Here is a 25,150-nt window from a genome sequence, read left to right as displayed (position 1 = left end):
CCGGGCGGCCCGGAAGGTGATGCCGAAGATGTCAGTCGGTTTTTTTCTTCAACTTGGGGTTAGGGAAAAATTGCACCGCCTGGACTTTCGCGTCCGGCGCCTTGAGCGCCGAGGTGTTGACCCGGGTGCCCAACTCCTTGGGCACCGACAGGCCTTGCTCGTTGAGCGTGTCGGAATAACCGCAGGCCACGCATTCGCGGTGCGGCACGCCGTCTTCGTTCCACATCATCAACTTGTCCGGCTCACTGCACGCCGGGCAGACCGCCCCGGCGATGAAGCGTCGTTTGGTAATCACAGGCCCCTCGCTCATGCTGCCGCGTCCTCGCTCAGGCCGCTATGGCGCAAGAGTGCGTCAATCGACGGCTCGCGGCCACGGAAGTCGACGAACAGCACCATCGGTTCCTGGGAACCTCCGCGAGCCAGGATCGCCTCACGGAAGGCGCGACCGGTGTCGGCGTTGAGCACACCGTCCTCTTCGAACTTGGAGAATGCATCGGCGGAGAGCACTTCCGCCCACTTATAGCTGTAGTAACCCGCTGCGTAGCCGCCGGCAAAGATGTGGGCAAAACTGTTCGGGAAGCGGTTGTAGGCCGGCGGACGCATCACCGACACCTCGTCGCGCACGCCTTCGAGCACTTCCAATACGCTGCGGCCGTCGCCGTGGGTGGCGTGCAGCTCGAAGTCGAACAGCGAGAACTCCAACTGGCGGACCATCATCAGGCCGGACTGGAAATTCTTCGCCGCGAGCATTTTTTCCAGCAGGTCCTGGGGCAGCGGCTCGCCGGTTTCGTAGTGACCGGAAATCAGCGCCAGGCCTTCAGGCTCCCAGCACCAGTTTTCCATGAACTGGCTCGGCAGCTCGACGGCGTCCCAGGCCACGCCGTTGATGCCGGATACGCCGGCATGCTCGACGCGGGTCAGCAGGTGATGCAGGCCATGGCCGAATTCGTGGAACAGCGTGGTGACTTCGTCATGGGTCAGCAGCGCTGGCTTGCCGCTGTCGGCTGGAGTGAAGTTGCACACCAGGTTGGCAACCGGGCTTTGCAGTTCGCCGTCGAAGGTGCGACGACGATCACGGGCGCCGTCCATCCAGGCGCCGCCACGCTTGTTGGCGCGGGCATAGAGGTCGAAGAAGAAGCGGCCGACGTGCTGGCCGTTTTCCTTGATCTCGAACAGGCGCACGTCCGGGTGCCAACTATCGAAACCTTTCAGCTCAGCGATCTCGATGCCGTACAGACGTTGCACGATGGTGAACAGGCCGCCCAGCACCTTATCGATCGGGAAGTACGCGCGCAGGGCTTCCTGGGCGACGCTGTAACGTTGCTGGCGGAGTTTTTCGCCATAGAAACCGCTGTCCCAGCTTTGCAGGTCGGGGCAGCCTTGTTCGGCGGCGAACGCCTTCAGTTGTTCCAGGTCCTGGGCGGCGAAGGGTTTGCTGCGCTTGGCCAGGTCACGCAGGAAACTGAGCACCTGATCGCTGGATTCGGCCATCTTGGTCGCCAGGCTCAACTCAGCGAAATTGGCGAAGCCCAGCAGGTGAGCCAGCTCCTGGCGCAGGTCGAGGATCTGCTCCATCACCGGGCCGTTGTCGTTCTGCCCGGCATTCGGGCCCTGGTCCGAGGCGCGGGTGCAGTAGGCCGCGTAGACTTCTTCGCGCAGGGCGCGGTCTTCGGCGTAGGTCATCACCGCGTAGTAGCTAGGGAATTCCAGGTTGATCAGCCAGCCATCCAGCCCTTTGACCTGGGCGGCAGCGGCCATTTGCGCCTTGGCCGAATCGGTCAGGCCGGCGAGGGCGGCCTCGTCGGTGACGTGCTTGGTCCAGGCCTGGGTCGCATCGAGCAATTGGTTGGAAAAGCGGCTGCCCAGCTCGGACAACTTGCTTTGCACCTCGGCGTAGCGCTTCTGCTGCTCGGGCGGCAGGTCGATGCCCGACAGGCGGAAATCGCGCAGGGAGTGTTCGAGAATGGTTTTCTGCGCCACATCGAAACCGGCCGCCTCGGGGCTGTTCGCCAGGGCTTCGAAGGCCTGGAACAGCTCGCGGTTCTGGCCCAGTTCGGTGGAATAGGCACTCAGCGCCGGCAGGCACGCCTCATAGGCTTCGCGCAGTTCCGGGCTGTTGCGCACGGCGTTCAAGTGGCTCACCGGGCTCCAGGCCGCACCGAGGCGATCGTTGAGCTCGTCCATCGCCAGCACCAGGCCGGCCCAGGTAGGCTGCTTGACTTGGGTCTTGAGGATTTCGGCGATGGCGGCACGGTTGTCAGCCAGGATCTGCTCGATGGCCGGTTGCACGTGCTCGGCACGGATCGCCGAGAATGGCGGCAGGTCGTAGGGCTGCAAAAGAGGGTTGTTCACGCTCACGGTTGACACCTTCGCTGGAAGAAACATGGGCCCATCTTAATTACAATCGACCTTCACCGCAGCTAGCAGCGCCTATCACCCGATAAGAGAGAGCCTATCGTGACCCTCCGTACGTACCAGAACCACAGCCCGAAGCTTGCCCGTGGGGCTTTTGTCGACAGCACCGCGGTGGTGATCGGCGACGTCGAAATCGGCGAAGACAGCTCCGTCTGGCCGCTGACGGTCATTCGCGGCGACATGCACCGCATCCGCATCGGCGCGCGCACCAGCATCCAGGACGGCTGCGTGCTGCACATCACCCACGCCGGCCCGTTCAACCCCGACGGCTTCCCGCTTTTGATTGGCGATGACGTGACCGTCGCCCACAAAGTCATGCTCCACGGTTGCGCCGTCGGCAGCCGGATCCTGATCGGCATGGGCAGCATCGTCATGGACGGCGCGGTGGTCGAAGACGACGTCATCATCGGCGCCGGCAGCCTCGTGCCGCCGGGCAAGCGCCTGGAGAGCGGCTTCCTGTACGTGGGCAGCCCGGTAAAACAGGCCCGCCCGCTGACCGACAAGGAACGCGCGTTCTTCACCTACAGCGCGGCGAACTACGTCAAGCTCAAGGATTTGCACTTGGCCGAAGGTTACGATCAACCCTAAATCCCCTCGCCACAGTTTCATTCATGCCTGTTGAGTGAACTGCACGATCACCTAGGACCCAACATGCACTACCAAACCGTACTCTTCGACCTCGACGGCACCCTCACCGACCCACGGGAAGGCATCACCCGTTCGATCCAGTTCGCCCTCAGCAAACTGGGCATCGACGAACCCGACCTCACCCGCCTAGAACACTTCATCGGCCCGCCGCTGTTGCAAGCCTTCATGCAGTTCTATGACTTCGACGAAGCGAAAGCCTGGGAAGCGGTGAACTTCTATCGCGAACGCTTCAAAGTCACCGGCCTCTACGAAAACCGCGTATTCGACGGCGTCATGCCCCTGCTGGAAACCCTCGGCGGCCAAGGCCGGCAGCTCTACATCGCCACCTCCAAACCGTGGGTCTTCGCCCGGGAAATCGCCCGCCACTTCGATTTCGCCCGGCACTTCAAAGTGATCTACGGCAGCGAACTGGACGGCACCCGCACCAACAAAGTCGAGCTCATCGCCCACCTCCTGGCCGAAGAAAGCCTCGACCCGGCCAACACCCTGATGATCGGCGACCGCAAACACGACCTGATCGGCGCCCGCGACAACGGCCTCGACGCCGCAGCGGTGGGGTATGGGTTCGGCAGTTTTGAAGAACTGAACGCAGAAAACCCGGCGCACCACTTCCAGACACTGGAAGAGCTGCATCGGGCGTTCCTGCGAACCTGAAAAACTAAAGCCAAGCGAAAAGTGGCGAGGGGATTTATCCCCGTTGGGCTGCGCAGCAGCCCTAAAACAGTGGACTCAATTTTGCTGGTACACCGAGTTGCCTGGTTTGGGGCCGCTTCGCAGCCCAGCGGGGATAAATCCCCTCGCCACAGTGGCTTGCGGTGTAGCGGTTAGCGGGGATCGACGTTATCCAACGCCCGATTCGCCAGCAACGACCCCAGCTCGATCAACTGCTGGATCCCAAGCAGCACATGGCGGTTGGAGCCTTCCATATCGAAAGCCAGTTCACTGACCATCGCATCGGCTGACGCCAAGGTCTCGCTGAGGTTGGCCAGCAGGCATTCGTTGTCGAGGTCTTTTACGACGGTGAATAACTGGCCGGGCTTTATGGTTTCTTTTGGTTTTGCTGGTTTGGGCTTTAGATAAAAGTCCAATGCGCGGGTAGCGGCTTCTTCGAGTTTTTTGGCGTTGAGGCCGTCCAGATAAGGAGAGTTGGGATCTGCTTCTGGAGGGTTTGGCGTTATTTTGAACATTTGTTGAGAGCTCCTTGAGTTAAGCCGCAACTCTTCCCTACTAAAAGAAGGGTGGCGGCTGTACGCAGGTTAGTAGACCGGGGAGCTCAGCATTGCCGGCGCGCCGAAGCGCCCTGCGTACAGCCACCATCAAGGACAGGATAGACCCGCCTGAATGGAGACTCATACATCTTACCGAGAACCTCGGGCTACTAAACCCGACCACTGATGGGCAGTGGCAGGCAAACGATAGAGCCCGGGGGCAAGGCGCACAAGCCGGCGGATTCTGGCGTAGTTGTAGGTAACGGCGCAAGGATACGTAGCCCGACGGAGTCATAGCGCTCAGCAATTAAACAGTGTCGAAAAACGCTTAAATAATTTTACCCATAACGTGGCTTGCCTTTGTTTTTAAACAATAGTAGCGGGCCGCTTCTTGGGAGAACTTAATAGCCCTCGTTGTTAATGGCATCCGTATTTACGGAAAAATCCTACATTTTTATCGTTCAAAACTGGGCATTCTTCGCGCCGATCAAAAGGCCGTCAGCGGCGAATACATCTCGCCCCTATGCTGCCATTTAATGTGCTGAAACTTCCTACAGGTTGCGCTGAAATTCATATCGCTGCCTGTCCATAAACTCTTCAAGCCGTCGCGCCTGAATAGTTATTAAAGGCTGTAAATGTCTTATCCCGAAAAACTGTCCGCGCATTACCTGGCACTTGCCAGCGCCCCCATTCCCAACGGGAATTTTTCGGGTGTGGACGTCCGTTTTTCGGATGAGTTCGAAGCCTTGGAGCGTGAGCTCGGCAAGGCCCAGTCGATGCATGGCAGCGGTCAAGTCGACTGGCTGAAGATCCAGGAACACAGTGAAGCCCTGCTGCGCACCCAGTCGAAAGATTTGCGTGTGGCGATCTGGCTTACATGGGCGCTGTATCAGCGAGAATCTTTCCAGGGACTGCTCGCCGGCCTCGGTCTCCTGCGTTACCTCTGTGGCAACCATTGGCTGGTGCTTCACCCGGCCAAGGTCAAAACCCGCGCCGCCAGCTTCCATTGGCTGGTGACCCGCCTGGAAGGGGCGTTGAGCGATGACGTTGCGATAAAGAACCAGCTGGCCCTGTTCGAACGTTTGGCGGAGCAGCTCGAAGCCCTCGATGCCACCTGCGTCGCTCACTTCGGCGATGACGCGCCTCTATTGCTGCCGCTGTGCCGGCGTCTCAAAAACCTGATTATGCGTGCCACCGACGTCCCGCCGCCCGGCGCTGTCGGGGCCATGGTCGCCCACGTCAAGCAAGCCGCCACCCAGTTGCTGGCCTCTGGCGCCCCGATTGAACATGAAAAGGACGCCCAGAAGGCGCTGCGGACCCTTCAGGAAAGTGCGCGTCCATTGTGCGCCTGGTGGCTCAGGCAAAAGGCGACTGACGCCCGCGCGCTGCGCCTCAACCGTACGCTGCTCTGGCTGGGCATCGACGCCGTGCCCGAGCATGACGCCGAGCAGATCACTCCATTGCGCAGGCTGCCTGCGGACAAGCTCAAGGCATATCAGGAAAGTCTCCAGCGGGGCCATTACGCCGATCTGCTGGTGGACATCGAGGCCAGCCTGGCGAAGGCGCCTTTCTGGTTCGACGGTCAAAGGCTCGCATGGGAATGCCTCCAAGGGCTGGGCGCCGACTCGGCCATGCGTGAGGTGGAGATTCATTTCGCCTTGTTCATCCAGCGTCTGCCGAGCGTCCTCGAGCTGCGCTGGCATGACGGCGCGCCGTTCGCGGATGCATCCACCCGGGCGTGGATCGCCGCCCAAGTCATGCCTCGCCTGGACACATCGAGCGCTGCGCAGCGCGCGGAGGCCATCGACCCCTCGGCGCCTTGGGAGCTCGCTCTGGAAGAAGCCCAGCTCATCGTGGCCTCGGACGGCCTCAAGGCTGCCGTCCAGTTTTTCAAGCAGGAAATGCACACCATCGACGGCGAGCGCGCGCATTTCCTTTGGCGGTTCGCGATGGCTCGCTTGTGCTTTTCGACCAAGAAATACGAGCTCGCCAAAGTCCAGCTCGAGGCGCTTGACCAGACGCTGCAAGACACGACTTTGCATGCGTGGGAGCCCGATCTCGCATTGCAGGTATTGCACCTGTTGCATCGCTGCTGCGAGTTGTTGCCCCAGAACCACCTCGTGCGCGAGCGCAAGGATGAAACCTACCGCAGGTTGTGTCACCTCGACCTGGAGCGGGTCATTGAACAGGCCTGCGGGTCCCCATTGTAAGGAAGGAAAATCATGGCCAAAGAAGGCTCTGTCGCGCCAAAGGAACGTATCAATGTCACCTTCAAACCCGCTACAGGCGGTGCTCAGGAAGAGATTGAGCTGCCGCTCAAGTTGATGGCGATTGGTGACTACATCCGTCGCAAGGACGAACGCAAGGTCGAAGACCGCAAGCCAATCAGCATCGACAAAATGACCTTCGATGAAGTGTTGGCCAAGCAGGAATTGAGTCTGGTCCTGAGTGTGCCAAACCGCCTCCTGGAAGAGAGCGACACCGAGGAGTTGGCCGTGCAACTGCGCTTGAACACGATGAAGGATTTCAATCCGGCGAGCCTGGTGGAGCAAGTCCCCGAGCTCAAGAAGTTGATGGAACTGCGTGAAGCGCTGGTCGCGCTCAAGGGGCCTTTAGGCAACGCACCGGCGTTTCGCAAAGCCATCGAGAGCGTACTCGCCGATACCCAGTCCCGCGATCGCATATTGGATGAGCTGGGCCTGACTCTCTCAGCCCCGAGCGTTTGATCTCTAGCCAAGGAAAGCCGACACATGAATCCCAATGCAGCGCTGCAGCACAGCCAGGAAAATGGCGAGCACAGTATTCTTGAAAGCATCATCGCCCAAACGCGCCTGACGCCAGAGGACGATGCCTACGACATTGCCAAGCGCGGCGTGTCGGCGTTCATCGAAGAGCTTCTCAAGCCCCAGAACAGCGGTGAGCCGGTCAAGAAGGCCATGGTCGATCGCATGATCGCCCAGATCGACGCCAAGCTCAGTCGCCAGGTCGACGAGATCCTCCACCATGCCGACTTCCAGGCATTGGAGTCGGCGTGGCGTGGTTTGCAGTTGTTGGTGGACCGCACCGACTTTCGCGAGAACATCAAGATCGAGATGCTCAATGTCTCCAAGAGCGACTTGCTGGATGATTTCGAGGACTCGCCGGAGATCATGCAGTCGGGCCTGTACAAGCATATCTACACCGCTGAATACGGTCAGTTCGGTGGGCAACCGGTTGGCGCGATCGTCGCCAACTACTTTTTCGCCAAGCTCACCCGATGTGAAGCTGATGCAGTACGTGTCCAGCGTCGCCTGCATGTCCCACGCGCCGTTCGTTGCTGCGGCCGGCCCCGAATTCTTTGGCTTGGAAAGCTTCACCGGACTGCCGGACCTCAAGGACTTGAGGGATCATTTCGAAGGCCCGCAATTCGCCAAGTGGCAGAGCTTCCGTCAATCCGAAGACGCTCGCTACATCGGCCTGACCGTGCCGCGCTTCTTGTTGCGCAATCCCTATGACCCGCAGGAAAACCCGGTCAGGTCGTTCGTCTACAGGGAAACGGTCGCCAACAGCCATGAGCATTATTTGTGGGGCAACACGGCGTTCGCATTCGGCACAAGGCTCACCGACAGCTTTGCCAGGTTTCGCTGGTGCCCGAACATCGTCGGTCCGCAAAGCGGTGGCGCGGTTGACGATCTGCCGTTGCACCATTTTGAAAGCATGGGCGAAATCGAAACCAAGATCCCCACGGAAGTGCTGGTTTCCGACCGCCGCGAATACGAGCTGGCCGAAGAAGGCTTTATCTCGCTGACCATGCGCAAAGGCAGTGATAACGCCGCATTCTTTTCCGCCAGTTCCGTGCAAAAGCCGAAGTTCTTTGGCGCCAGTGCCGAAGGCAAGGCCGCCGAGTTGAACTACAAACTCGGCACACAGTTGCCATACATGATGATCGTCAATCGCCTGGCCCATTACCTCAAAGTGCTCCAGCGTGAGCAACTCGGCTCTTGGAAAGAACGCACCGACCTCGAACTCGAGCTGAACAAGTGGATCCGCCAGTACGTCGCCGACCAGGAAAACCCGAGCGCTGAAGTACGTGGTCGCAGGCCGTTGCGTGCTGCCCAGGTGTTGGTCACCGATGTGGAAGGTGAGCCGGGCTGGTATCGCGTGAGCTTGAACGTGCGCCCGCACTTCAAGTACATGGGGGCCGATTTCACCCTGTCGCTGGTTGGCAAGCTGGACAAAGCGTGAGCGGGACCTGACCGATGACTGGATATGGCAGCCTCTTCGAACGCTTGAATGGCGATTGCGACGCTCGCGCAGGCATGAGCCGCGAGGCTTGTGCCGTGGCGTCGGTGGCTGCCCATTTGTCGAAGATGCTCAGCACCCGTGCGGGGAGTGTGCAGGTTGCGCCCGACTACGGATTGCCCGATCTCAACGACATGCGCCTGAGCTTGCACGATGTCCGTCACCAGGCCTGTCGCGCCATCCAGGCCTGCATCGAGGCCTACGAGCCACGCCTGAGCCATGTCTATGTCACGACGGTGTCGACTCACGCTGACCCGCTTCGCCTGTCCTTGCGCATCGATGCGTTGCTGGACATGGAAGGGCTCAAGGGGCCGGTGAGCTTTTCCGCAGGTCTGGACGGCAGCGGCCAACTCACGGTCAACCAAGGATAGGTCATGTCGTTCAACCATTATTTCCAGAGTGAGCTGACTGCGCTTCGCCAGTCGGGCCGGCGTTTCGCCGAGCGCAACCCGGCCTTGGCACCTTACCTCGGCCAGGCCGGGCGGGACCCCGATGTGGAGCGACTGTTGGAGGGGGTAGCGTTCCTGACCGGTCGTCTTCGCCAGAAGCTCGATGATCAACTGCCGGAGTTGAGTCATTCACTGATGCAACTGCTATGGCCGAACTATATGCGGCCGTTGCCGGCGTTCAGCATTTTGCAGTTCGATCCGCTGCAATGGTCGGGGCCTGCATTGCGCGTGGAGCGTGACACGCCGGTCGAGAGCAAGCCGATCCAAGGGGTACGTTGTCGTTTTCGCACGTGTTACCCGACCGAGGTGTCGGCACTTGATCTGACAAGGGTCATTCACTCGGTAAAAGGCAACGGTTCGGTGCTGGGCCTGCGCCTGCAGATGCATTGCGAGGGCAATCTGGGTGAGTTGCAGTTGGGCAGCCTGCGCCTGCACCTGGCCGGTGAGCGTTACATCAGCCAGACTCTTTATCTCAATCTGTTACGCAATCTTGAACATTTCGATGTGGTCCTTCTGGACGGCGACGGCCAGCCCGTCAGCGCCACGGACGGAGTGCCTGTGACATTCAGGATCCCCGCCACTCGGGTTCAGCCCGTGGGGTTTGCTGAAGAGCACGCACTGGTCCCGTATCCCCTGAATACCTTTCGCGGCTATCGCTACCTGCAAGAGTATTTCGCTTTCCAGGAGAAATTCCTGTTTGTTGACATCGACGGCTTGGACGTCATCAACGGGTTGCCGCAAGCGCTGCTGGAACAGGCGCGCGGGTTGGACCTTCGCTTCGATATTGGCAATACCGGTACCCAGCGGATACGGCCAACGCTGGATAACGTGAAGCTTTACTGCACGCCTGTCGTCAACTTGTTCAAGCACGATGCCCAGCCGATTCGTCTGGACGGCAAGCAGGAGGATTACCTGCTGTTGCCGGCCCAATATGCCCCCGAGCACTGCGGTGTGTTTTCGGTTGAAAGCGTCACCGGGTGGAGCCCGGGCGGGCTGGGGTACCAAGCCTACGTGCCGTTCGAATCATTCGAGCATGACGCCAGTTTCGATGTGCCCGGCAACCGCGCCTATTACAGCATTCGCCACCGCCCGTCGCTCCTTCATGGTGGTCTTGATACGTGCTTGAGTTTTGATGTGCGGCACAAACCGGGCCACGAAACCCTTTCGATCGAGCTGATGTGTACCAACCAGAACCTGCCCCGCCAGCTCAAGCCAGGCGACATCAACCAGCCGGGCGAAAAAAGCCCTGAGTCGCTCGGCTTCCGCAATATCGGCCCGGTCACCCAGAGCTTCGCGCCTCCCCTGGAGCGCGATTTCCTGTGGAAACTCATCAGCAACATGTCGCTCAACTACCTGTCGCTGGCGGACGTCAACGCGCTGAAGGTGATACTCGAAACCTACGATTTCCCCCGCTACTACGACGAGCATTCGGAGAAAGTCAGCAGGCGCCTGCTGGATGGCCTCAAGTCGATCAAGCATCAGCCTGTCGATCGGCTTCATCGCGGTCTGCCGGTCAGGGGGTTGTGCACAGAGCTGACGATCGACCCAGAGGGATACATCGGCGAGGGCGACGTGTTTGTCTTTGCATCGGTCCTCAATGAGTTTTTCGCGCTTTATGCCAGCCTGAATTCGTATCACGAGTTGCGGGTAAACAGCACACAGGGAGAGGTGTACCGATGGACACCCCGCATGGGCCAGCAGCCGCTTCTATGAGCGCGCTGGCACGAGGCATACGCGAATATTCATTGTTTCAGGCGGTGTTGCTGGTGATTGATCGGCTGCGCGAAGCCCATCCTCACCTGGATGACGAGGCACTGTATGAGCACTTGGAATTCCAGGCCAACCCGAGCCTGGGCTTCCCGGCCAGCGATATCGAATACGTCGAATTCTTTGAAGAACATGGGCAACTGCGGGCGCGCCTGTGCCTGAATCTGATCGGCCTGGTGGGCGCAGGTTCGCCTTTGCCGGCGTTCTATGGTGAGCAGGTGTCGGGTGAGGGTGACGACAAACCGACTCGTCCGTTTCTCGACGTGTTCAATGATCGCCTCCAGCGCCTGATGTTGCCTATCTGGCGCAAGTACCGTTATCGGGCGAGTTTTCGCAATGGCGCCGAGGACCGGTTTTCCGAGCAGTTATTCGCCCTCGTCGGCCTCAGGGGCGAGGCCATTCGCAGGGATACCCAACTGAACTGGAAGCGCTTGCTGCCTTACCTGGGGCTGCTGAGCCTTCGTGCCCATTCGGCGGCCTTGATCGAAGCCGTGCTGCGTTACTACTTCAAGCACCCCGAATTGCACCTGGAGCAGTGCATCGAGCGGCGAGTGGACATCCTCGACGAGCAGCGCAACCGCTTGGGAAGGGCCAACAGCCTGCTTAGCGAAGAGCTGGTGCTGGGCGAGCGGATTCGTGATCGCAGCGGCAAATTCCGCATTCATGTCCTGGAACTGGATTGGCAACGCTTCCATGAGTTCCTGCCGATCGGTGTCGCTTACCAGCCGTTGTGCGCGTTGGTGCGATTTACCCTGCGCGACCCCCTTGAATACGACATCCGCCTGGTCTTGCGGCGGGACGAAATACGCGAATTGCGCATCGGCGAACAGAACACCTGCCGATTGGGATGGGCCAGTTGGCTGGGGCACGAGCGAGCCGCTGGCGTAGTGACCCTCAGCAGTAGAATTCATCAGGAACCAACGAAATGATCAACGTAGACCTTCAGCAACTCATTCAGGCGCTGGACGCGGATACCCGCCGCGACCTGGAGCGCTCGGCCGAGCGATGCGTGGATCGGGGCGCAAGCAAGGTCCTGGTGGAAGATCTGTTGCAGAGTCTGCTGGAGCGCGGACAAGGGCTTCTCGGGCGCGCCTTGCAGGATGCCGGGATAAGCGCGAGCGAGCTGGACGCCACCTTGCAACCACGTGCGGAACACGGCGCTTCGCGTAACCCGGTCTTCGCGCCGGAGTTGATCCAATGGCTTCAGGATGCGCTGCTATTGGCCAATCTCGAACTGGGCCAGAGCAACGTCACTGAAGCTGCGTTGATCCTGGCGTTGTTGCGCAACCCAGGTCGGCATGCCGGCACTCATTACCAATCGTTGCTCGCTCGGTTGAACATCGACCGGCTGAAGGCCTTCGCCTTGTCACGGCAGGCTCAACAGGCGACTGGACACGCCATTGCTCAAGGCGATTCGCTTCTGCAGCGCTTCACTCACAACCTGACGCAGCAGGCCCGCGACGGCAAGCTGGATCCCGTGCTTTGCCGTGACGGCGAAATCCGCCAGATGATCGATATCCTGTCTCGCCGACGTAAAAACAATCCGATCGTCGTCGGTGAGGCAGGCGTGGGCAAGACCGCCATTGTCGAAGGGCTGGCCCTGCGCATTGCCGCCGGGGCAGTACCGTCAGGGCTTGAGGGTGTAGAGGTCTTGTCGCTGGACATGGGCCTGCTGCAGGCCGGAGCCAGCATGAAAGGCGAATTTGAGCGGCGGCTCAACGGGGTAATCGAGGGTGTAAAGACATCGCCCAGCCCCATCATTCTGTTCATCGACGAAGCTCATACATTAATCGGCTCGGGTGGAAATGCGGGTGGTTCCGATGCGGCCAACCTGCTCAAGCCGGCCCTGGCCCGAGGCGAGCTGCGCACCATCGCGGCGACGACTTGGAGCGAATACAAAAAATATTTCGAGAAGGATCCAGCCCTTGCCCGTCGTTTCCAACCGGTGCAGTTGCACGAGCCGACCATCAGCGAGGCGGTGACCATCCTGCGGGGGCTGGCCGGGGTCTACGAGGCGAGCCACGGTATCTATCTGCGCGATGATGCGGTGGTCGCGGCGGCGCAGTTGTCAGCACGCTACCTGGCGGGGCGTCAGTTGCCGGACAAGGCGGTCGATGTGCTGGATACCGCGTGCGCCCGTGTGCGCATCAGCCTTGCTGCCGCGCCGCAACGCCTTGAGCGCCTGCGTGGCGAATTAGCCGAAGGTGAGCGCCAGCGGCAGGCGTTGTGTCGCGATGCAGAGGCCGGCTTGTCAATCGATGCCCAGGCATTGGAAGCGCTGCGGGTACGACTGAAGGCCATCGAAGAGGAATGCCAATGCCTGGAAGTCCAATGGACAGAGCAGAGCGTTCTGGCCGAACGTTTGTTATCGCTGCGCCGGCAAATGGCTGGGCTGCGGGAAAATCGGGCGGACAAGGTCCTGGAGATCGAGACGCTGGAAGCGGCGTTGCATGAAACCCACAACGCCCTGGTGGATGCACAGGCCGAAGAACGCCTGGTCAGTTTTGAGGTGTGCCCGCGCTTGGTGGCGGAAGTGATCAATGCGTGGACGGGTGTCCCGCTGTCGCAGCTGGCCTGCGAGCACAACGTGAAAATCGCCCGTTTCGCGGCAGATCTACGCAGCCGAATCAGGGGGCAGGAACCGGCGGTGCAGACGCTTGATCGAGCCATGCGCGCAGCCGCCTCAGGCTTGAACAAACCCGACGCCCCAGCGGGTGTGTTTTTGCTGGTAGGGCCGAGTGGGGTTGGCAAGACCGAAACGGCATTGGCCTTGGCCGAGCTGCTGTACGGCGGCGACCGATTCATCACGACACTCAACATGGCCGAGTTTCAGGAAAAACACACGGTTTCGAGGCTCATCGGCGCGCCTCCAGGTTATGTCGGATTTGGCGAAGGCGGAATGCTCACCGAGGCTGTTCGACAGAAGCCTTACTCGGTGGTGTTGCTCGATGAGGTCGAAAAAGCCGATCCGGACGTGCTGAATCTGTTCTATCAGATATTCGACAAAGGCCTGGCCAACGATGGCGAAGGGCGGGAGATCGACTTTCGCAATACGCTGATTCTGATGACGTCGAACCTGGGCAGTGAGCGTATCAGCGCGTTGTGCCAAAACGGGGCAGCGCCGAGTGCCGAACAACTCGAAGAAGCGATTCGGCCGCTACTCAGCAGGCATTTCAAACCGGCGTTACTGGCCCGTATGCGTGTGGTGCCATATTTCCCCGTCAGCGGCTCGGTGCTGCGCGAGCTGGTGGAAATAAAGCTGGGTCGTCTGGGCGAGCGGCTGCAGCGTCGCCAGTTGGGCTTCAGTTATTGCACGCAGCTTGTTGATTACCTTGTCCAGCGCTGCACCCACAGCGACAGCGGTGCGCGGCTCATCGATCAATTGCTCGAACTGCATCTGATGCCCGGGTTGTCCGACGGCTTGCTCGCGGCCATGGCCATCGGCGAACAACCGCGGCAGGTTCACGCCACGCTCGATGAACAAGCCCGCGTAACGTGTGAGTTCAAGTGATGGGGGCACTGCTTACTCATGTGCCTGAACCGCTGGCTTACGCCGAAGCGCTGCTGGGACAGTTTTCCAGCCTTTCGCAATCGGCGGACGATGCGACCTTGCTCGGCGATTTCATCAGGGGGACTGCGCGGCTCAGTGGCTGTGAGCTGGCGCAGTTATTTCTGGTGGATGCCGCGCACTGTCGCCTGGAACTGAGTACCGAATGCCTGGAAGACCGATTGCAGTTTCGTGACCCGGCCGGCTTGCCTGTCGATTACGACGGTGAGCAACTGTTGCAATTCGTCCTGCGCCAGAATCGCAGGGTATGCCTTGGTGCGTTGAGCGACAGCCTGCACGATACGCGTTTCCTGCCGACCCGCGCTGCGCCGTGGCAATCGCTGCTCTGTGTGCCGCTAGCCACCGGGGACGGGATCAAGGGGGTATTGGTTTGCGCCAGCACCCAGCAGATCGAACTGCAGGGATTCGCTGATTCCCTGGGTTATCTGGGGGCGTTCGCGCTGAAGCAGATCCAGCTGTTGCAACACCAACGGCGTCCTGCCGCTGAAGGTCGGCCTGTGGCGATCAACCTGCCGAGCGCCAATGGTTTCGGCCTCATCGGCAAGAGCGCGGCAATGCGCCAGAGCTGTCAACTGATCAGCAAAGTCGTGAACAGCCCGTACACGGTCCTGTTGTATGGCGAGACGGGTACCGGCAAGGAAGTCGTGGCCCGGGCGATCCACGATTGCGGGCCGCGTCGCACGCAGGCGTTCATCGTCCAGAACTGCGCGGCGCTTCCCGAGCAACTGCTGGAAAGCGAATTGTTTGGTTATCGCAAGGGCGCGTTTACCGGCGCCGATCGTGACCGCATCGGCTTATTCGACGCGGCTGACAAGGGCACATTATTGCTCGATGAAATTGGCGACATGCCCTTGTCCCTCCAGGCCAAGCTGTTGCGCGTTTTGCAGGAGGGCGAGATTCGTCCGTTGGGGTCGAACCTCACCCACAAGATCGACGTGCGCATCATCGCCGCTACCCATCGCGACCTGAAACGGTTGATGAGCGAAGGCAAGTTCCGCGAGGACCTGTATTACCGCCTTGCTCAGTTTCCCATCCAATTGCCGCCGCTGCGTCAGCGTGGCCCCGACATCATCGAACTGGCTCGGCACTTCGCCGACAAGGCTTGTGCGCTTCTGCAGCGCGATCTTGTGCATTGGTCCGACGCTGCGCTGGCCCACCTGGCTGCCTATGACTTCCCCGGAAACGTACGCGAGCTCAAAGGCATCGTCGAAAGGGCGGTGCTGTTGTGCGAGGGCGACGAATTACGCGTAGAGCACTTTGCCCTGCACATTAAACACCGACCCGATGAAGGTCGCATAAGCCTGCGCGACCGGATGGAACACATCGAGCGCAGCCTGATGATTGATTGCCTGCGCAAGAATTCCGGTAACCAGACGCTGACGGCTCGCGAGCTCGGCTTGCCGCTGCGCACGCTGTTGTATCGGATGAGTCGGCTGAACATTCGCCGCAAGGACGCCGAAGTCTGACGCCGTGCTTCTAATCCCATTCACTTATTTCAGGACACTTTGGATGACCGCTCACCCTTGGCAAATCTTCCTGCTGGCCGTTGTCGTGTTGTTCGGCCTCGGTGGTTGCTACGCAAACTACAAATTCAATGACAGCACTTATCGCCCATTGGGTGATCCGCAAGCGGTAAATCGCGGTAAGTGAACGCAAGGAGGAGCATCGGTGGAGGTCATTTTCGAAAGGTTGGATGCCAGGCAGTTTGTCAGCCCGAACCCGAGCCGGAAGATTTTCGGGACGGCGGGCGGCGTCATCGGGCGGGGCGAGGAGTGTGACTGGGTCATTCCGGACAGTGAGCGACTCTTGTCCAAGCGCCATGCGCGGGTGAGTTTCCAGGGAGGCGCGTTTTTTCTCACGGACATCAGCGGCAATGGCATATCCCACCGCAGAAACGGTGCGCGCCTGCCTAAAGGCGAGCCAGTGCCCATTAGGGATGGGGATATCTATGTCATGGGCGAATGCGAGCTCCTGGCGCGGTTGGTGGCTCGTTCGGGTAACAGCATTGCCGATGTCGACCGCTCGGTATCCAGTGGCAACCTCATTCCGGACGACGCTTTCATGGGGCTCGATCCGCTGGAGGGCCTGGACCGACAGGAGCGTGTGTTTTCTGAGATGGATGAGTTGCTCAATCCCAGCGCGATGCCCGCTTACGGCTCGGACTCTGTGCGGGCCGATATGGAAAGCCTGCGACTGCCAGAACTGGTCGACGCGGGCAATGAGCAGGGGCCTTTCCTGACACCCCAACCCTCCGAGCTCGCACAGGAAGACTTCTGGCAACGCTTTGGCCACTCGCTAGGCATGGACCTCGGGGATATGGACGAGGAGGCCCGCGAGGCGTTGGCGGTCGATGTCGCGCAGTTGCTCAAGCAAAGCGTTCGAGGCTTGCAACAGAGTCTGCGTACTCGTTCCGAGTTGAAGGGCGAGCTGCGTCTGGCCCAGACCTTTTTCCACGGCCCTCGGAAAAATCCGCTGAAGTACACCGATGACGCCCTGCCGCTGTTGTTGCAGCCAGGCGTGCCACTCCAGTTGTCGGCCAGCGAGGCTATCACCCGCTCATTTAATGACCTCCAGGCCCACCAAGTGGCCTTGCTGGCCGCCACCCGGTCCACCCTGCGTACGGTGCTGGAACATTTTTCGCCTCGCCAACTGGTCCTGCGGATGGAGCGCGAGCAGCGACCGTTGATCAGTACGTCAGGCGGCCATTGGCGGGCATTCGGTCGTTATCACCAGGCGTTGTGCGAAGACGATGACTGGGTGGAACGCCTGCTGGCCCGGGACTTCGCCAAGGCATACGAGGAACAGGTCCGCCTGGTATCCACTCTGCAAAACGATCTTCATGGATGACGTACATGTCTCGCCGCACCCTGCTTTTTTTCAAGACGCTGACGTTGACGCTAGCGGTTTCGCCGTTGTTGGCCGGTTGTGCCAGCCTGTCGCCGTTCTCAACGATGACCAAACTCAATCTCACCCTCACTGCCAGTGATCAGCTCAACCCGGATCTCAACGGGCGGCCATCTCCTGTCGTGGTGCGCCTGTTTGAACTCAAGCATCCGGTGGCTTTTGAGAATGCTGACTTCTTCAGTCTTTATGACCGTGCCAGGGAGTCCCTGGCGCCTGACTTGATCACTCGCGAAGAACTGGAGTTGCGTCCCGGCGAAACGGTCACGCTCAGGCTCGCCGTCGCAGGAGGCGGTCGTTATGTCGGGGTACTTGCCGCGTACCGTGACCTGCCTCGGACACAGTGGCGCTACACGGTGCCCATCGCTGCGGCACGAGTGACTGAAGCGCATCTGATGCTTGATCAGGATGGCATTGCCAGCCATCTCGAAAGCCTTGCCAGGGCGGACGACCAATGAATCACGATAAGGTCATCTGGCAGGAAGGAATGTTGCTGCGCCCGCAACATTTGCAGCACAACGATCGTTATTTCGATCATCAGCTCAAGCTTCGCACACGCTTGTTGGGTGGTTATGCCTGGGGCTTCCTGACACTGGAAATCGATCTGCAGTTTCTGAACATGGGGCGGCTGATCGTCAGCAAGGCTTCGGGTGTCTTGCCAGACGGCAGTTTCTTCGAATTGGACGGCAACGCCGAGCCGATGGTCCTGGAAGTGCCGTCCAACACCTGCAACACGCCCATCTATCTCGCCCTGCCGCTGGTGACCGGCAATCGGGTCGAGTCTCGTCGTCCCGAGCAAGCCGATGTGCTGGCGCGCTATATCACCTATGAAATGCAGGTAAATGATTCCAACGCCGCAGACGCTTTCAGCAGTCAGATCAGCTGTGGCCGCCCGGATGTACGCTTGCTGCTGGGCGAGCAGCAGGGCGACCAGGCTTTCGTCAAGTTGAAGGTGTGCGAAGTCCTTGATACCACGCCTGATGGTGGGATCAGGCTCGATACGGATTTTGTGCCCGCGTTCATCCAGGCCAAGTCATCCGGCTACCTGCTGTCCTGCCTCAAGGAAGTCATTGGCATGCTTGGCCACCGGGGCGAAAGCCTCGCCGAACGGATTCTTTCCAACGGCAAAGCGGGTGCGGTTCAAGTCGGCGATTTCATGATGCTGCAATTGATCAACCGTACCGAATTGCTGCTGCGTCACTCTCTGGACCTGGAACAGGTTCACCCTGAAACCCTCTATCGAACGCTGCTTTCTCTGCTAGGCGAGTTGGCCACCTATTCAACAGACAGCAAGCGCCCTTCATTCGATCACCGCTACCAACACAGCGATCTGGGTGCGTGCTTTCGAAGCCTCATGCAGGCAATCCGGCAGGTGCTGTCGATGGTGCTCGAACAGCATGCCATTGAGCTGCAATTGCAGGCACGCCAGTACGGAATCAGCGTTTCGCCGATGCATGACCTTTCACTGCTGGACTCGGCTTCGTTCGTACTGGCCGCGAGCGCCCATTGTGACAGCGAGGAGTTGCGCCATCGCTTGCCGTCGCATCTCAAGATCGGTTCGGTGGAGCGCATTCGCCAGTTGGTCAATTTGCATTTGCCGGGCATCAAGATCAGGCCTTTGCCCGTGGCGCCGCGGCAGATTGCGTTCCATGCCAACAAGACCTATTTCCTCCTTGAACCCAGTGTCGAGGACCTTGCCCAGGTGAAGCGTTCAGCGGGCTTTGCCTTTCATGTGTCGGGTGAATTCGCTGAGCTGGCACTGAATTTTTGGGCCATCAGGAACTGACTGACATGGATAAGGACATGCCTCAAGACGACATTACCGTCCTGCTCGATTTTCACGGACAGCGCCCGGCTTCGGGCCCCTTGACCGACGCTGCTGCGCCGCCGCGTATCGAACAGCTGGAAGATCGAATGATTTATGCCGCACGCCAGCCACGGTCCCGAAGGTTCGTGACCAGCCTTAATCCCCTGGTGGCGGCTGCGTCAGGCTTGTTGGCCCAGATGATGGCGCTCAAGCAGGGCCGCGACCGCGCAGATCTGAATGACCTCAAGCAAGAACTGACCTTGGAGTTGAAGCAGTTCGAAGCCTTGGCATTGCACGCCAACATCGAGCAAAGCGAGCTGGTCGCTGCTCGCTACGTGCTGTGCACGGTCCTGGATGAAGCCGTCGTCGTCACGTCGTGGGGATACGGCAGCGGTTGGTCGCAAATCAGCCTGCTCAGCACATTTCACAATGAAACGTTCGGCGGCGAGAAGGTTTTTCAATTGCTTGATCGGCTGTCGAAAGATCCGGTGAAGCATTTGCACCTGTTGGAGCTGCTGTATCTGTGCCTGTCTTTGGGCTTTGAGGGCAAATATCGGGTCCAGGCGCGCGGGGGGCTCGAGCTCGTAGGCATCCGTGATGCGCTGTATCGCTCGATCCGTCAGGTACGAGGCGATGCGCCACGCCAACTTTCACCCCGCTGGGAAGGGCTGGTTGCCCCACCTCGCCGTCCGGTGCGCGTTGTTCCCGCCTGGACCGTGGCGTTTTTTACCCTGGCGTGTCTGGGCGTGATGTACGCGGGCTTCGCCTGGGTGTTGGACGAGCAGCGCGAAAGCATTCTGCAACCCTATCAATTACTAGAGCCGGCTGTGGTTCAAGCGCAGCCGTAAACAGGGACGTGTCATGAAATCGCTTTTCAGAAAAGTGGGGGCCTGTCTGCGCCAGACTTGGGCCTGGACGTTGTTATGTGCGCTTTGTATCGGGGGGCTGGTTTGGTTTTTCGGGCCGTTGCTGGCGATCGACGATCATAAATTCTGGGCATCCCCGACGGCACGCTTGTTGACGATCAGCCTGTTGTTCCTGGCGTGGGGCCTGGGTATGGTTTTCTTCAACGAGCGGTCCGGGAAGATAGAAAAACCCAGCCAACCCGATGCTGACCCGTCTCGCACGCTTGGCCAGGCCAGGGTCGACGATGCACGGCGAGAAATTCGCTCGCGCTTCAAGAGGGCGCTGGGAACATCCTCAAGCGTCTATTCCGGTGGCGGGAAACGCAGTCTCAAGGACTTGCCCTGGTATCTGCTGATTGGCCCGACCGCCAGCGGCAAGACCAGCCTGCTAGAGCGTTCAGGCGTCGAATTTGCGTTCGATGGTGTTGAGCGAAAGCCTCTGCTCGACATGGCCGGTACCCGTGATTGCGACTGGTATTGTTCCGATCAAGCGGTGTTGATAGACACCGCCGGTCGCTATCTGACCCAGACGGATAAAGAGGTGGATGGTAGCGCCTGGAGCGTCTTGCTCGACCTTCTGCGTCGAGACCGCCGGGGTCGTCCCCTCAATGGCGTGCTGGTGGCCGTGCCGGCTGAAGTTCTATTGCAGGGTTGTGAAGAAGACGTCATCGACCTGGCCGGCCAGATTCGTAGCCGTGTGCAGGAGATTCAACGACAACTGCGCGCCAACGTGCCGATCTATCTGGTGCTCAGCAAGGCGGATATCATTCCTGGCTTCAATGAGTTCTTCGATTCGCTGACGCGCGAGGAAGCCGACCAGGTGTTGGGGGCGAGCTTCAGCGGGGCGCAGCGCGGTTGCGACATGGCCATGTTGCGTGGCGAGTTCGAGGCGCTGTTGCAGAGACTCAACAGCCAGTTGCTCCTGCGTTTGCATCAGGAGCGCGACAGTGAATGCCGTGGCCTCATCCTGGATTTCCCACAACAACTGGCGCAGCTCGGGCCTCACCTGTGCCTGCTGTTCGAGCTGGCGTTCAGGGGCGAGGCGTGTCCGCTGCGGGGGTTCTATCTGACCAGCGCTGCCGCGTCATCTCGTCTGGCAGGCGGACAGACATCGCCGCCACGTGAAAGGGGCAGCGGACGATTCATTCATCACCTGTTTACCCGAGTCATGTTCCCGGAGGCCGATTTGGTGGGCCCCGGTCAGCGCGAGCGGAGCCGCCCTATCGAGTGGCGGCAGGCTATCTACCTAGGCGCGTTCGCTACCCTTGGGCTGCTCGGATTGTTGTGGGTAAAGGGTTATTCGGCTAATCACGAGCGCCTGGAACACCTGCGAACGTTGGCGCAACGTTGGGAGCAGCACCGTTCGGCGCGGGTGGCAAATGACGATCCTGTCGCGATGCTCGAATCGCTTGATATCCGTTTCAACGCAACAGAGGTTTTTCCACCCGCCAAGGCTCTGCCGCTGTACGAGCGCATTGGTCTGTACCAAGGGGAGGCGGCCAGTCCCGCAGTGCTCGGTGCTTATGAGCGCGAATTGAAGGCGCAGCTCCTACCCCAGGTTGCGCAAATGTTGGAAGAGCAGATTCACGGCCGCTTGAATGAGCGCGAAAATCTGCTCAACAGCCTGCGCGCGTACTTGATGCTGGCCCAGCCCGAACGTCGCGATCACCCTTGGCTCATGGACTGGGTTACTCGAGAATGGTCGCTGCGCTATCCCGGTAACGAGGCGGTGCAAAACGGCTTGAGGGACCATTTCGAGCGTCTGTTGGAACAGCCTTTTGTCTTGGAAATCAACCAGCCGCTGGTGGCCCAGGCACGGGGCGCGTTGCGCAGTGAGTCCCTGGCTACAGTGGTTTATCGGATGCTGCGGGAGCAGGCGAGCCACTTGCCGAAATACAGCCTCGACCAACACCTTGGCCCCCAAGGGGCGTTGCTGGTCGGCACTGACCATGTCATTCCAGGTTTTTATACCCGCCAGGGTTACGAGCAATATTTTTCAACTCAAGGCACCCGCCTGATCAGCGGGTTGCTACGGGACAATTGGGTCTTGGGCGAAGGCGCAAGCCTCAGCGGCAAAGACATGCGCCAGCTTCTGATCGAGCTCGAACAGTTCTATTTCCGTGATTATGCCGACCGTTGGAGCGAAGCGATCGGACAGGTCACCCTGCAAACGGCGCACAGCGCAGGCGAGATGGCCGATCAACTGGCGCGGCTGACATCTGCCCATTCGCCGGTTCTGCAATTGCTGGTGCAGGTACGTGAGCACACACGCATCCAAGGCCTTGTCGAACCGATGGGCAAGCCGGTGCAAACGCCCGGAAACAGCGACAACACCATTACGCAACTTGTCTCTGCGGCCCTACAAACCGCCGACTCGTTGGCAACCTCACTGCCGGATACCGGGCAAAAATCCCTTCGACGGCGTTTCGAACCGTTGCACCGCCTGCTTGAGCCTGACAACGGCCCCTCCGTGGATCTGACCTTGGCTTTGCAAGCGCTGGAAGACACCCACGCGCAGTTGGCGCCCCTGGCCCGGGCCAGTGATCCGGAGCAAGCCGCATTCGAGCTGGCGAAGCGTCGCATGAGTGGCCAGCGAGACGCACTGGGTAGCCTGCGTAGCGCATCGGCTCGTTTGCCGCGCCCATTCGACGGGTGGTTCAACGGGCTGGCCGACGATGGCTGGCGCATCGTACTCAGTGATTCCTACCGTCACCTCAACCAGCGCTACCAGGGCGAGTTGTACGGTTTTTACCGCAAGGCAATCAGCAAGCGGTATCCATTCAGCGCACACAGTGCCAGTGACGTCGCGATCAATGATTTTCGCGAGTTCTTCAAGGATCAGGGCATCGTCGACCGGTTCTTCGAAAGTTATATGCGCCCGTTCGTCAGCGGTACCCCAGGAAGCTACCGTCTACGTAGCCTCGACGGCCAGAGCTTGCCGATGTCCAGAACCTATCTGGATCAAATGGCGGCGGCCCATACGATCCGCCAGGGTTTTTTCATCGACAATCCAGCCGAGCCACAGATTCAGTTCAAGCTTGAGCCCTACACACTCGACCCGGCCGTGAGCCGATCCGAATTTCGTTTCGGCGACAAGACGCTGGAGTACCGTCACGGACCTATACAGCCGCTGGCCTTCACTTGGCCCACTGACGCGCAGGGCGGCCGGACCTCCCTGCTATTGGAGCGAATGGCCGGTGGGCGGGGAGTCGGTATCGAAAAGAATACCGGGCCGTGGTCACTGTTTCGTCTGTTCGACTTGATGCAGGCCGAGTACCTGGCCGGTCGGGATGTGCGTGTGCTCAAGGCCGATCTTGGCGGGCTGCGGGCTAATTTCCTGTTGACGAGCCAGCGCACACCGAACCCGTTCGATATGACGGCGCTGCGCACTTTCAGAATGCCGGCGCAGCTCTGATGCATCATGCCTGCGACTGGCGTAGTGCCGCGCGGACGGACACTGGCAAGGTTCGTCAGCGGAACGAGGATGCACTCCTGGAATGCCCGAAACGGGGGTTATGGGCAGTGGCGGATGGAATGGGCGGTCATTCGGGCGGCGATATCGCCAGCCAATTGATTGTCGCCAATCTCGCCGAACTGCCCCTGTATCGAGACTTCGACGCGCGCTTGGACGCCGTGCGCCAATGCCTGCGTTGGACCAATCGGCGCTTGAGCCAGGAACTGACCGTCACCGCGGCAAATCCGCTCGGCATCTTGGGCAGCACGGTGGTGGCGTTATTGCTGGAAGGTCGCCGTGCGGCGTGTGTCTGGGCGGGCGACAGCCGCTGTTATCTCTGGCGCGGTGGGCATTTATATCAACTGTCCAGGGATCACTCGCTGCGCGAACAACTGGTCGCTGAATGCCGCTTCAGTCGCGACGAGGCCAATGCTCATCCCGCCGCGAAAGCATTGACGAGAGCGATAGGCGCTTCGCAAGAGTTGAGGCTGGAAATACTGGAACTGGATGTTCAGCGTGGCGATAAATTCTTGTTGTGCACCGATGGCGTTTATCAGGATCTGGGTAGCCAAACCCTTGGCGACGCCATGAGCCTGTCGTCCCCAGCCAAGGTGCTCGAATGTCTGTTCGAGGGCGTTTTGAGGGGCGCTGCGCGGGATAACCTGACGGCTGTGGTGATTGGCGCGTGAGCAGCCCTGAATCGGCACAAGCGCTCCCACGTGACGGCGAGCGTCATCGGACCTGTTTCGCCTCCACCGATGCATCGCCTACGCTGGAACCGAGCCAATCTTGTGCCGGCGAAACGCCGAAGATACTCGCGGGACGCTATCGCCTGGAACGTTTGCTTGGAGCTGGCGGCATGGGCGTCGTATATCGGGCCCGAGACCTGCTTCTTGAACAATTCGGTGATCCGGATCCGTACATTGCACTGAAGATGCTCAGCGAGGCGTTTGATGGGGCACCGGACGCGAGCACGTTGCTTTACAGCGAGTTCGCCCTGACTCGACGCTTGCTGCATCCAAACGTATTGCGTCCGTTCACCTTCGAAGTGGACGCCACTCACCGGCTTGCCTTTATCACCATGGAACTCATGCGCGGCATGACGCTGGACAAGTTACTTTGCGAACGGCCCCTCGGTCTGTCTTGGCCCGAGCTGAAAATGATAGCCGTGCCGCTGCTCGATGCCATTGCCCATGCCCATGACCGAGGCGTGCTGCACGGTGACATCAAGCCAAGCAACATCATGGTGTGTGAAGACGGTGTGCGCTTGTTCGATTTCGGCCTGGGCCTGGCTGAAATAGGCCCGTTGAACGGCTTGCCCTCGTTGAATCGCCACCGCCTCAACGCTTGGACCCCAGGCTACGCCGCCCCCGAATTGCTCGAAGGCGCACCGCCCTGCGCACGCGCCGACGTCTACAGCCTGGCTTGCGTGCTCTACGAACTGGCGTGCGGCAAACATCCGTTTCAACGTTTACCGTCGAACCAGGCGCGTGATATCGGGTTGGAGCGCCAGCTCAAGGCACCGAGAAAGCTGCCGCGGCGCTGCTGGTTGGCGTTGCGTGAGGCGTTGGCGTTTGATCCGGCGCGGCGCGGGATCAGTGTTGCGAGGTTGCGGGACGCATGGGTAGGTGGAGCTTTTTGGTGGTGAAGGGCTGTTGGGTTTGTCTTTCAGTTGGATATGCGTCGCTCGATGGGCCGCTATCGCGAGCAAGCTCGCTCCCACAGGGGGAGCGGCGGTGCTTTGAAG

At 59.9% G+C, this 25,150-nt stretch carries 20 protein-coding genes and 1 pseudogene; 18 read left to right on the top strand and 3 right to left on the bottom strand.

The window, feature by feature from the left end; translation table 11 throughout:
* Positions 1-31: 31 nt before the first annotated feature.
* Complete coding sequence (locus tag AB4N42_RS02555; protein WP_018600854.1) at positions 32-310, bottom strand: YheV family putative zinc ribbon protein; 279 nt, start codon at positions 308-310, stop codon at positions 32-34.
* Complete coding sequence (prlC, locus tag AB4N42_RS02550) at positions 307-2,385, bottom strand: oligopeptidase A (RefSeq protein WP_460115827.1); 2,079 nt, start codon at positions 2,383-2,385, stop codon at positions 307-309. Before prlC ends, AB4N42_RS02555 begins: the two co-directional genes overlap by 4 nt.
* Before the next feature lie 72 nt (positions 2,386-2,457).
* Here prlC and AB4N42_RS02545 point away from each other — a divergent pair, with 72 nt between their 5' ends.
* Complete coding sequence (locus AB4N42_RS02545) at positions 2,458-3,003, top strand: gamma carbonic anhydrase family protein (protein ID WP_460115826.1); 546 nt, start codon at positions 2,458-2,460, stop codon at positions 3,001-3,003.
* Between the two features lie 63 nt (positions 3,004-3,066).
* Positions 3,067-3,717 carry an HAD family hydrolase gene (locus AB4N42_RS02540; RefSeq protein WP_258648624.1) on the top strand — a complete coding sequence of 217 codons (651 nt, stop codon included), beginning with the start codon at positions 3,067-3,069 and terminating at the stop codon, positions 3,715-3,717.
* Positions 3,718-3,887: 170 nt separating this feature from the next.
* Here the strand turns inward: AB4N42_RS02540 and AB4N42_RS02535 are convergent, their stop codons facing one another.
* Positions 3,888-4,250, bottom strand: a complete 363-nt coding sequence (locus AB4N42_RS02535) for a DUF6124 family protein (protein WP_030139159.1) — start codon at positions 4,248-4,250, stop codon at positions 3,888-3,890.
* A 656-nt stretch (positions 4,251-4,906) separates the two neighbouring features.
* Here AB4N42_RS02535 and tssA point away from each other — a divergent pair.
* The 16 genes and pseudogenes from tssA (at position 4,907) to AB4N42_RS02455 (ending at position 25,051) form a co-directional block, all read left to right on the top strand.
* Positions 4,907-6,481, top strand: a complete 1,575-nt coding sequence (gene tssA / locus AB4N42_RS02530; protein WP_460115825.1) for a type VI secretion system protein TssA — start codon at positions 4,907-4,909, stop codon at positions 6,479-6,481.
* Between the two features lie 12 nt (positions 6,482-6,493).
* The gene (gene tssB, locus AB4N42_RS02525) at positions 6,494-6,997 is read left to right on the top strand and encodes a type VI secretion system contractile sheath small subunit (protein ID WP_460115824.1); all 504 of its coding nucleotides are present in this window, start codon (positions 6,494-6,496) and stop codon (positions 6,995-6,997) included.
* 24 nt (positions 6,998-7,021) lie between these two features.
* Positions 7,022-8,495 (top strand): annotated as a pseudogene (tssC, locus tag AB4N42_RS02520) (type VI secretion system contractile sheath large subunit).
* Between the two features lie 14 nt (positions 8,496-8,509).
* A complete protein-coding gene (gene tssE, locus AB4N42_RS02515; RefSeq protein ID WP_198798177.1) occupies positions 8,510-8,923 on the top strand; it encodes a type VI secretion system baseplate subunit TssE in 414 nt (137 codons plus the stop codon).
* Positions 8,924-8,926: 3 nt separating this feature from the next.
* The gene (gene tssF, locus AB4N42_RS02510) at positions 8,927-10,714 is read left to right on the top strand and encodes a type VI secretion system baseplate subunit TssF (protein ID WP_460115823.1); all 1,788 of its coding nucleotides are present in this window, start codon (positions 8,927-8,929) and stop codon (positions 10,712-10,714) included.
* Complete coding sequence (gene tssG / locus AB4N42_RS02505) at positions 10,678-11,697, top strand: type VI secretion system baseplate subunit TssG (protein ID WP_460115822.1); 1,020 nt, start codon at positions 10,678-10,680, stop codon at positions 11,695-11,697. Before tssF ends, tssG begins: the two co-directional genes overlap by 37 nt.
* Positions 11,694-14,279 (top strand): type VI secretion system ATPase TssH, encoded by a 2,586-nt coding sequence (tssH, locus tag AB4N42_RS02500; RefSeq protein ID WP_460115821.1) that lies wholly within the window; start codon positions 11,694-11,696, stop codon positions 14,277-14,279. Before tssG ends, tssH begins: the two co-directional genes overlap by 4 nt.
* An 8-nt stretch (positions 14,280-14,287) precedes the next feature.
* Entirely contained in the window at positions 14,288-15,802 is a 1,515-nt protein-coding gene (locus AB4N42_RS02495; RefSeq protein WP_431147445.1) for a sigma-54 interaction domain-containing protein, read from the top strand.
* A 43-nt stretch (positions 15,803-15,845) separates the two neighbouring features.
* Complete coding sequence (locus AB4N42_RS02490; protein ID WP_030139168.1) at positions 15,846-15,986, top strand: hypothetical protein; 141 nt, start codon at positions 15,846-15,848, stop codon at positions 15,984-15,986.
* Between the two features lie 18 nt (positions 15,987-16,004).
* Positions 16,005-17,183 carry a type VI secretion system-associated FHA domain protein TagH gene (gene tagH / locus AB4N42_RS02485; protein ID WP_258648631.1) on the top strand — a complete coding sequence of 393 codons (1,179 nt, stop codon included), beginning with the start codon at positions 16,005-16,007 and terminating at the stop codon, positions 17,181-17,183.
* Between the two features lie 5 nt (positions 17,184-17,188).
* Entirely contained in the window at positions 17,189-17,695 is a 507-nt protein-coding gene (gene tssJ / locus AB4N42_RS02480) for a type VI secretion system lipoprotein TssJ (protein ID WP_198798171.1), read from the top strand.
* Positions 17,692-19,023 carry a type VI secretion system baseplate subunit TssK gene (gene tssK, locus AB4N42_RS02475; RefSeq protein WP_030139171.1) on the top strand — a complete coding sequence of 444 codons (1,332 nt, stop codon included), beginning with the start codon at positions 17,692-17,694 and terminating at the stop codon, positions 19,021-19,023. Before tssJ ends, tssK begins: the two co-directional genes overlap by 4 nt.
* 5 nt (positions 19,024-19,028) lie before the next feature.
* On the top strand, positions 19,029-19,892 hold the full coding sequence (gene icmH / locus AB4N42_RS02470; protein WP_030139172.1) for a type IVB secretion system protein IcmH/DotU: 864 nt from the start codon (positions 19,029-19,031) through the stop codon (positions 19,890-19,892).
* Positions 19,893-19,905: 13 nt separating this feature from the next.
* Positions 19,906-23,364 (top strand): type VI secretion system membrane subunit TssM, encoded by a 3,459-nt coding sequence (tssM, locus tag AB4N42_RS02465; protein WP_460115820.1) that lies wholly within the window; start codon positions 19,906-19,908, stop codon positions 23,362-23,364.
* Positions 23,364-24,092, top strand: a complete 729-nt coding sequence (locus AB4N42_RS02460; RefSeq protein ID WP_431146690.1) for a PP2C family protein-serine/threonine phosphatase — start codon at positions 23,364-23,366, stop codon at positions 24,090-24,092. Before tssM ends, AB4N42_RS02460 begins: the two co-directional genes overlap by 1 nt.
* Positions 24,089-25,051, top strand: coding sequence for a serine/threonine-protein kinase (locus AB4N42_RS02455; protein ID WP_431146687.1), 963 nt, complete (start codon positions 24,089-24,091; stop codon positions 25,049-25,051). The genes AB4N42_RS02460 and AB4N42_RS02455 overlap by 4 nt, the downstream gene beginning before the upstream one ends.
* Positions 25,052-25,150: the final 99 nt, after the last annotated feature.

The sequence above is a fragment of the Pseudomonas sp. H2_D02 genome (assembly GCF_054677635.1).
This window is presented reverse-complemented; position numbering and strand designations above follow the sequence as displayed.